Genomic DNA, 8,924 nt, shown 5'->3' on the forward strand with positions numbered 1-8,924 from the left:
CATTTTCGCGACGGCGTGCCGGCTCAGCCGCCGGTCAGCGTCTCCAGCAGGTCCTTGGCGCTCTCGCAGCGGTCGAAGAGCTCGCCCACGTGCTTGCGGGTGCCCCGCTCCGGCTCCATCATCGGCACCCGCACCAGCGACTCGCGGCCGACGTCGAAGATGACCGAGTCCCAGCTCGCGGCGACCACCTCGGAGGCGTACTGGGCGAGGCAGCGGCCCCGGAAGTACGCCCGGGTGTCCTCCGGCGGCTCGGTCATCGCGGTCCGGGTCTCCTCCTCCGGCAGCAGGGTCTTCATCGCGCCGCGCGACACCAGCCGGTGGTAGAGCCCCTTCTCCGGACGGACGTCGGAGTACTGGAGGTCGACCAGTTGCAGCTTGTGCGAGCCCCAGCCGAGGTTCTCCCGCTCCCGGTAACCCTCCAGCAGCCGCAACTTGGCCACCCAGTCGAGTTCGTCGGCGCAGAGCATGACGTCGCGGCCGAGCCGGTCCAGCACGCTCTCCCAGCGGTCCAGCACGTCGGCGGTCTGCACGTCGATGTCGGCGCCGTACCGGTCGTCCACGAAGGAGCGCACCCGCTCGTAGTAGGCCCACTGCACGTCGAGGGCGGTGAGCCGCCGGCCGTCACGCAGCCGCATGAGGTGGTTGAGCGACGGGTCGTGGCTTACCGCGCGCAGCTCGCTGACCGGGTCGGCGATGCCCAGGTCCGGGCCGAGCGCCTTCTCCTCGATCATGGTCAGGATCAGCGCGGTCGTGCCGACCTTGAGGTACGTCGAGATCTCCGACAGGTTGGCGTCGCCGATGATGACGTGCAGCCGCCGGTACTTGTCGGCGTCGGCGTGCGGCTCGTCGCGGGTGTTGATGATGGGCCGCTTCAGGGTGGTCTCCAGGCCCACCTCGACCTCGAAGAAGTCGGCGCGCTGGGAGATCTGGAAGCCGTTCTGCCCGCCGTCCTGGCCGATGCCGACCCGGCCGGCCCCGGCGATGATCTGCCGGGTGACGAAGAACGGGGTCAGGTACGCCACGATGTCGGCGAACGGGGTCTGCCGCCGCATCAGGTAGTTCTCGTGGGCGCCGTAGCTGGCGCCCTTGTTGTCGGTGTTGTTCTTGTACAGGTGGATGGGGTGGGTGCCGGGGATGGTGGCGGCCCGCCGGGCGGCCTCGGCCATCACCCGCTCCCCCGCCTTGTCCCAACGCACCAGGTCCCGGGGGTTGGTGACCTCGGGGGTGGAGTACTCGGGGTGCGCGTGGTCGACGTACAGCCGCGCCCCGTTGGTGAGTATCACGTTGGCCAGCCCCAGGTCCTCGTCGGCGAGGGCCTCGGCGGGGTCGTACGCGGCGCCGGAGTAGGTGAAGCCGCGGGCGTCGCGCAGTGGCGACTCCTCCTCGTAGTCCCAGCGGGCCCGGCCGCCGCGGTTGAGCTCCGGGCGTGCCCCGTAGGCGTTCACCACCTGTGAGGAGGTGACCATCGGGTTGGCCCCGGCCTGGCCGGGCACGGAGATGCCGTACTCGACCTCGGTGCCCATGATCCGTCTAACGCTCATCGACCTACCCGCTTCGCTTGCCCGACCGGTCCCGCTGTCGAGCGTAGTCGGCGCCACGACCGATGGTGACGCGGCCGTCCGGTGCGCGGCGCCCGGTGACGGCCGGGGGCCCGGGTCGCTGGCGCGGCCCGGGCCCCCGTCGTGCCGTCGTCAGAGGTACTGACCTGTGTTGCTGGCGGTCTCGATGGACCGGCCGGCCTCGGCGCCCTTGCCGCCGGAGACGAGTGTGCGGATGTAGACGATCCGCTCGCCCTTCTTGCCGGAGATGCGCGCCCAGTCGTCGGGGTTTGTGGTGTTGGGCAGGTCCTCGTTCTCGCGGAACTCGTCGACGCAGGCGTCGAGGAGGTGCTGCAGGCGCAGGCCCTTGCGACCGGAGGTGAGGAACTCCTTGATGGCCATCTTCTTGCCCCGGTCGACGATGTTCTGGATCATCGCGCCGGAGTTGAAGTCCTTGAAGTAGAGGACTTCCTTGTCGCCGTTGGCGTAGGTGACCTCGAGGAAGCGGTTCTCCTCGGTCTCCGAGTACATCCGCAGGACGACCGCGTCGATCATCGCCGCCACGGTGGCCTGAGGGTCGCCGCCGTGCTCGGCCAGGTCGTCCGGGTGCAGGGGCAGCCCGGGCAGGATGTACTTGGAGAAGATGTCCTTCGCCGCCTCGGCGTCCGGCCGCTCGATCTTGATCTTCACGTCGAGCCGGCCGGGGCGCAGGATCGCCGGGTCGATCATGTCCTCGCGGTTGGAGGCGCCGATGACGATGACGTTCTCCAGGCCCTCGACACCGTCGATCTCACTGAGCAGCTGCGGAACGATCGTGTTCTCCACGTCGGAGGAGACACCGGAGCCACGGGTGCGGAACACCGAGTCCATCTCGTCGAAGAACACGATGACCGGCGTGCCCTCACCGGCCTTCTCGCGGGCCCGCTGGAAGATCAGCCGGATGTGCCGCTCGGTCTCGCCGACGTACTTGTTGAGCAGCTCGGGGCCCTTGATGTTGAGGAAGAAGCTTGTGTGCTTCTCCTCGCCGCGCCGCTCGGCGATCTTCTTGGCAAGCGAGTTGGCCACCGCCTTGGCGATGAGCGTCTTGCCGCAGCCGGGCGGGCCGTAGAGCAGGATGCCCTTCGGCGGCCGGAGCTGGTGCTCGCGGAACAGGTCGGCGTGCAGGAACGGCAGCTCGACCGCGTCGCGGATCTGCTCGATCTGAGCGTGCAGGCCGCCGATGTCGGTGTAGCCGACGTCCGGCACCTCCTCGAGGACCAGTTCCTCGACCTCGCTCTTGGGGATCCGCTCGTACGCGTACGCCGAGCGGGGCTCGATCATGAGCGAGTCGCCGGCCCTTATCGGGGTGCCGATCAGGGTCTCCGCGAGGTGCACGATGCGCTCCTCGTCGGAGTGGGAGACCACGAGGGCCCGGTCGCCGGCGGTGTCGCCGGGGCCGGCGAGCACCTCCTTGAGCATCACGACCTCGCCGACCCGCTCGTAACCGAACGCGTCGACGATGTTCAGGGCGTCGTTGAGCAGGACCTCCTGCCCCCGGCGCAGCTCGTTCACGTCGAGCGACGGCGAGACGGCCACCCGGAGCTTGCGGCCGCCGGTGAACACGTCCACCGTGCCGTCGTCGTGCCGCGCCAGGAAGACGCCGTAGCCGCTCGGCGGCTGGGCGAGCCGGTCGATCTCCTCCTTGAGCGTCACAATCTGCGCGCGAGCCTCCTTGAGGGTGCTCACGAGCCGGTCGTTGTTCTCGGTCAGCCGCGCCAACTGCGCCTGGGTGGCCGCCAGCCGCTCCTCGAGCTGCCGGACGTGTCGGGGGCTTTCGGTCAACTTGCGCCGCACCAGAGCGAGTTCCTCTTGAAGGAACGCGACCTGCGTGGAGAGATCGTGGGCCTCCTTCTCCCACCGTGCGGCGCGCGAGTCCGCGTCGTCGCTGCGTGCCACGTCCCACCTCCCCGGGGGGCTTGAACGTTCTGCCCTAACACTAGCCGCTATGAGGCCGATTCGGTCCCACGCAACGCCCTCGTCACCGAACCTTGATCGCCAAGGGTGGGCCCGGGGAGCGGTCCGCCACGTTCGGGTACCGTCGGGGCGTGGGACGGGAGAACATGGGGGGTGCGCCGGTGGCCGAGGTCGCGACGGACCAGCTGCAGGTCTGGGTCGACCAGGACCTGTGTACGGGCGACGGACTGTGTGTCCAGTACGCGCCGGAGGTCTTCGAGTTCGACATCGACGGCCTTGCCTACGTCAAGGGTCCCGACGGTGAGCTGGTGCAGTCCCCGGGGGGCCGGGTCGACGTGCCGGAGCACCTGCGTCTCGAGGTGATCGACTCGGCGAAGGAGTGCCCGGGCGAGTGCATCCACGTGGTCCGCGGCAGCGACGGCGTGGCGGTCGCCGGCCCGCAGGCCGAGGACTGAGCCCGGCCGGGGCCGGCGGCGTCCGCGCGCCGCGCCGGCCCGTCGGGCGGTGGCCACCCCGGTGGTACGCGGTCAGAGCGTCGGGCGGCCGACCACCGAGGCGACCAGCCGGGCGAACTCCTCCAGCCGGGTGATCTGCCCGGCCCCGCCGTCGTCGAGGGTCTTGCCGAAGCGCAGCGCGTCGTGCCGGGGCGCGCCGGTCGCCTCCTCGCCGGCCGGTGCCTCGTCGAGCGACGTGAGCAGCAGGTAGACGTCGATGCTGTCGACCCGGACGGTGCCGTCGTCGTCGCGGGTGAGCCGCCGCCGGCAGCCCACCTCGGTGACCGAGGAGACCGGCACCACCCGCAGCGACGAGGTCATCGACCCGGGCGGGCCCTCGCCCGGCGGGACGTCCTCACCGTGCCAGAGGATGAGGCGGCTGCCGTCGCAGACGACGACCTCCTGCCAGACGCCGTTGACCTCGTTCACGAAGCGTTCCAGGGTGAAGGCGAGCACGGACGCCCCGCGCAGCACCCCGCCCAGCGCGTCGAGGGCCACGTCCGGGTCGCGCAGGTACGCCCGCGCCGCCGACTCGAGGTCCTGGTACGGCGACCAGTCCGGGAACACCGCCGGCAGCTCGCCGCCGCCGAAGCCCGGGCGGTTCATCCCGCCTCCCCGCGATCGTGCCGCCGGCCCGCGCCGGCCGTCCTCCGTCCGGTCATCCCCGGCCGTCCCGCTGTGCCGTCACGGCCGCTCCGCCTCCCCCGCCGGGTGGGGCTCCGGCCCGGCGGCCGCGGCCTGCCGGGTGGCCTCCGCCTCGCGCAGCGCGGCCCGGCGCGCCACGTACGCCTCGGTGCCCTTGCTGGGCTTGCGGCGCCGGGGCGGGGCGGTGACCCCGGGGGCGAGCTTACGCGCGGACACCAGGAACGCGGTGTGGGCGATCATGCGGTGGTCGGGTCGGACGGCCAGCCCTTCGGCGTGCCAGTCGCGCACCAGCGACTCCCAGGCCCGCGGCTCGGTCCAGCCGCCCCGCTCGCGCAGCGCCTCCACAAGCTCGGACAGCTGCGGGGTGGTGGCGACGTACCCGATGAACACGCCGCCGGGGACGATGGCCCGCTCGACCATGTCGAGGGTCTCCCAGGGGGTGAGCATGTCCAGGATGACCCGGTCGAACCCGGTCTCCGGGTTCGCCGCGACGTCGCCGACGCGCAGTCGCCAGGCCGGGTGCGGGCCGTTGAAGAACGCCTCGACGTTGCGCCGGGCGATCTGGGCGAAGTCGTCGCGCTGCTCCCAGGAGTGCAGCTCGCCGGTGGGGCCGACGGCGCGCAGCAGCGAGCAGCTCAGCGCGCCGGAGCCGGCGCCGGCCTCGAGGACCTTCGCGCCGGGGAAGATGTCGCCCATGGCGACGATCTGGGCGGCGTCCTTCGGGTAGATCACCTGGGCGCCGCGCGGCATGGACAGCACGTAGTCCGCGAGCAGGGGCCGCAGGGCGAGGAACGCGGTGCCGCCGCCGGCGGTGGTGACGACGCTGCCGTCCGGCTGGCCGATCAGGGCGTCGTGCTTGAGGATGCCGCGGTGGGTGTGGAACTCCTTGCCGGGTTCCAGGGTGACCGTGTGCATCCGCCCCTTGGGGTCGGTCAGCTGCACCCGGTCGCCGGGCCGGAACGGCCCGCGGTGCACGGGGGGCGGCGGCGCCGCGGCGTGCTGATCGGTGGGTACGGCGGCGGGAGGTGCGGTCACGTGTTCATCTTCCGGTGAGGTTCGAGTAGCTGAGCCAGATCCGCGATGTGCAGGATGCCGACGACATCTTCGCCTGACGTCACCACGTACTGTGCGCCCGGGTGGTGCTGGACGGCCTCCATCACGGCGTCGCCGTCGAGACCGACCGGCATGGCCGGCAGGCCGGTCAGCGACCGGGACACGGCGTCGACCGCGAGCCAGGGGCGCCGCTCCACGGGTACGGCCGCCTCGGCGGTCGGGTCGACCAGGGCGAGCGGGCGACCGGCGGTGTCGGTGACCAGCAGCGCGGCGCGCGGGTCCGCGCCGGCGTCGCGGCAGCGCTGCGCCTCGGCCAGCGGGGTGCCGCTGAGCACCGGGAGGACCGGCCGGGCCAGCCGGGACAGGTCGATGAGCGGGAAACGGCGGGTGACCCGGGCCACCCGGATGGACTGCCCGGCGCCGCGCCAGAGCGTGAACGCGACCAGCAGCATCAGCGGCAGGGCCAACGGGGCCAGGTGGCGGGTGAGGGTGAGCAGGGTGACCAGCGCGGCGGTGCCGACGGCGACGGCGCGGCCGATCCAGCCGGCCACCTCGGTGGCCCGGTGCCGGTCGCCGGTGACCGCCCACACCGCGGCGCGCAGGGCCCGGCCGCCGTCCAGCGGCAGCCCGGGCAGGACGTTGAACACCGCGACGATCACGTTGCTCACCGCGAGCTGGAACGCGAGCTGATTGACCAGGGTGCGGTCGGGCAGCGCCAGGGTGGCGGCGACGGCCGCGGCGCCGAGCACGGCGGACACGGCCGGCCCGGCGAGGGAGACCAGCAGGTCGACGCGGGGCGTCGGGGCGTCGCGTTCCATCTCCGTGTAGCCGCCGAGCAGCTCCAGGGTGATGCCGCGGACGCCGATGCCGTACCGGCGGGCGGTGAGTGCGTGGCCGAGCTCGTGCAGCAGCACCGACCCGAGCAGGGACACGACGAAGCCGAGACCGATGAGGTAGCCGCCCAGCTGCGACAGCTCCAGCCGGGCGCGGGCGAACTCGGCGTAGATCACGGTGACGATCAGGGCGAGCAGCAGCATCGACCCGTTGAGGTGCAGCGGCACCCCGAACACCCGGCCGACGGTCAGGGCGGTGCGCCGCTCGGGCCGGCGCGGGGCTCGCCTCGTCTGCTCCATCGCAACGATGCTACGCGGCGCGGATCATGCGCCGGAGCGGCGACGGCGGGGCTGTCACACCGGTGCCCTACCCTTTCCGGACATGACGGCGGAACCGGTGACGACCCAGCAGCCCCCGCTCGCGGCGGAGGTTCCGGCCACGGTGCGGGCCTCGCTGTCCCCGTCGCGGGCGGCGGATTTCAAGACCTGCCCGCTGCTCTACCGGTTCCGCAGCATCGACCGGCTGCCCGAGCGACCCACCGTGGAGCAGGCCCGCGGCACCCTGGTCCACGCGGTGCTGGAGCGGTTGTTCGACCTGCCGGCGGCGGTGCGCACCCCGTCGGCCGCCGGCGACCTGGTGGCGCCGCAGTGGGAGCGGCTGGTCGCCGAGCAGCCGGAGCTGGCCGACCTGTTCGCCGACGGCGACGAGGCCGCCCGGTCGGCGTTCCTGCGCTCGGCTGCGGGGCTGCTGGAGGGCTACTTCGCGGTGGAGGATCCGCGCCGGCTGGAGCCGGCCGAGCGGGAGGCGCTGATCTCCGCGGTGGTCGACGATGAGCTGCTAATCCGGGGCTATCTCGACCGGCTCGACGTGGCGCCCGACGGCGCGCTGCGGGTGGTCGACTACAAGACCGGCGGGGCGCCGCGGGAGGCGTTCGAGGCGCGGGCGCTGTTCCAGCTCAAGTTCTACGCGTTGGTGCTGTGGCGCACCCGGGGGGTGGTGCCGCGCATGCTGAGGCTGCTCTACCTGAAGGACGCGGAGGTCTGCGACTACGCGCCGGACGCCGACGAGCTGGTGCGTTTCGAGCGCACCGTGGTGGCCCTGTGGCGGGCGATCGAGGCGGCCACCGCCGCGCAGGACTTCCGTCCCCGGCCGAGCCGGCTCTGCGACTGGTGCAGCCACCAGGCCCGGTGCCCCAGCTTCGGCGGCACTCCCCCGCCGTTCCCGGTCCAGCCGGCGGCCGCCGATCCGCTGCGCGACGCGCGTGCCCGCCCGGCGCCGCCGGGCGCGGACGAGTGACCACGCACGACGCGGGGCCCGGCGGCACCGACCCGGGTCGGCAGGCCCCGGTGGTGGCCGCGCGGCGCCCCGTGCGCATCCTCGTCGTCGACGACCAGCCGCTGCTGCGCACCGGCTTCCGGATGGTGCTGGGCGCGGAGGCGGACTTCGACGTGGTGGCCGAGGCCGGCGACGGCGTCGAGGCGGTGGAACTGTCCCGCCGGCTCCTGCCCGACGTGGTGCTCATGGACGTGCGGATGCCCCGGCTGGACGGGGTGGCCGCGACCCGGGCCATCGTCGAGTCGCGGCTGCCGGTGCGGGTGCTGATCCTCACCACGTTCGACCTCGACGAGTACGTGGTGGGCGCGTTGCGGGCCGGGGCGCGGGGCTTCCTGGCCAAGGACGTGCCGGCCGAGGATCTGGTGGCCGCGATCCGCACGGTCGCCGCCGGGGACGCGGTGGTGACCCCACGGATCCTCAACCGGCTGCTCGACCGCTTCGCCGACCTGCTGCCCGACCCGGCGGCGGCGCCGCCACGGCTGCTGGACACGCTGACCGACCGGGAGCGGGAGGTGCTGGTGCACGTCGCCCGCGGCCTGTCGAACGGGGAGATCGCGCGGGCGTTGTCGGTAAGCGAGACCACCGTGAAGACGCACGTCGGTCACGTGCTGACCAAGCTCGGTCTGCGCGACCGGGTGCAGGCGGTGGTGCTGGCGTACGAGTCGGGGCTGGTGCGGCCCCGACGGTGAGATAGGCCTTCGCCACGACCGTCGGCGGGCCGGGACCGGAGGTGCTTCGGCCGCTCAGCCCTACCCAGCCACGCTACCGATGGCGTCGACGCGGCCCCACCGTCCGGGGATGTCGAGCAGCTCGATCCGGCCGAACCGGTCCGGCAGCATCGGCGCCACCACCAGATCCTCCCCGTACGGCTCGAGGCCGAGCAGGGTGCGCACGAGCAGCAGCGGCGCACCGGTGGCCAGAGCCTGCGGGCTGTTCGCGGTGGGGTACTGGACGGGATGCCGGGTCAACTGGCGGTGGTAGCCGCCGAACGCCTCCGGCAGGCGTCCCTGGAAGTAGTCGGCGGCGTCGATGATGCCCTCGGCGATGCGGCCGGCTTCCTGGCTGAAGCCGT

At 72.6% G+C, this 8,924-nt stretch carries 8 protein-coding genes and 1 pseudogene; 3 read left to right on the forward strand and 6 right to left on the reverse strand.

The window, feature by feature from the left end; genetic code table 11:
• Nucleotides 1-23 precede the first annotated feature (23 nt).
• Both dop and arc read right to left on the reverse strand, forming a co-directional pair.
• Entirely contained in the window at nt 24-1,541 is a 1,518-nt protein-coding gene (gene dop, locus ABTW87_RS12495; protein WP_350650914.1) for a depupylase/deamidase Dop, read from the reverse strand.
• A gap of 150 nt (nt 1,542-1,691) precedes the next feature.
• Nucleotides 1,692-3,473 (reverse strand): proteasome ATPase, encoded by a 1,782-nt coding sequence (gene arc / locus ABTW87_RS12500; protein WP_350650915.1) that lies wholly within the window; start codon nt 3,471-3,473, stop codon nt 1,692-1,694.
• Nucleotides 3,474-3,652: 179 nt separating this feature from the next.
• On the opposite strand from arc, the gene ABTW87_RS12505 reads away from it, so the two are divergent.
• Nucleotides 3,653-3,946 carry a ferredoxin gene (locus ABTW87_RS12505; RefSeq protein ID WP_350650926.1) on the forward strand — a complete coding sequence of 98 codons (294 nt, stop codon included), beginning with the start codon at nt 3,653-3,655 and terminating at the stop codon, nt 3,944-3,946.
• Between the two features lie 72 nt (nt 3,947-4,018).
• On the opposite strand, the gene ABTW87_RS12510 is transcribed toward ABTW87_RS12505, so the two are convergent.
• The 3 genes from ABTW87_RS12510 to ABTW87_RS12520 form a co-directional block, all read right to left on the reverse strand.
• Nucleotides 4,019-4,591, reverse strand: coding sequence for a hypothetical protein (locus ABTW87_RS12510; protein ID WP_350650916.1), 573 nt, complete (start codon nt 4,589-4,591; stop codon nt 4,019-4,021).
• Between the two features lie 78 nt (nt 4,592-4,669).
• Nucleotides 4,670-5,665, reverse strand: a complete 996-nt coding sequence (locus tag ABTW87_RS12515; protein WP_350650917.1) for a tRNA (adenine-N1)-methyltransferase — start codon at nt 5,663-5,665, stop codon at nt 4,670-4,672.
• The gene (locus ABTW87_RS12520; RefSeq protein ID WP_350650918.1) at nt 5,662-6,816 is read right to left on the reverse strand and encodes a site-2 protease family protein; all 1,155 of its coding nucleotides are present in this window, start codon (nt 6,814-6,816) and stop codon (nt 5,662-5,664) included. The genes ABTW87_RS12515 and ABTW87_RS12520 overlap by 4 nt, the downstream gene beginning before the upstream one ends.
• A gap of 82 nt (nt 6,817-6,898) precedes the next feature.
• On the opposite strand from ABTW87_RS12520, the gene ABTW87_RS12525 reads away from it, so the two are divergent.
• Together ABTW87_RS12525 and ABTW87_RS12530 are read left to right on the forward strand one after the other, a co-directional pair.
• Nucleotides 6,899-7,813, forward strand: coding sequence for a RecB family exonuclease (locus ABTW87_RS12525; protein ID WP_350650919.1), 915 nt, complete (start codon nt 6,899-6,901; stop codon nt 7,811-7,813).
• A 50-nt stretch (nt 7,814-7,863) separates the two neighbouring features.
• Nucleotides 7,864-8,541, forward strand: a complete 678-nt coding sequence (locus ABTW87_RS12530; protein WP_350650927.1) for a response regulator — start codon at nt 7,864-7,866, stop codon at nt 8,539-8,541.
• A 60-nt stretch (nt 8,542-8,601) separates the two neighbouring features.
• On the opposite strand, the pseudogene ABTW87_RS12535 reads toward ABTW87_RS12530, so the two are convergent.
• Nucleotides 8,602-8,924, reverse strand: a pseudogene (locus ABTW87_RS12535) (glycogen debranching N-terminal domain-containing protein); the annotation flags it as partial.

The organism is Micromonospora sp. NPDC126480 (genome assembly GCF_040302465.1).
Classification (GTDB): domain Bacteria; phylum Actinomycetota; class Actinomycetes; order Mycobacteriales; family Micromonosporaceae; genus Micromonospora.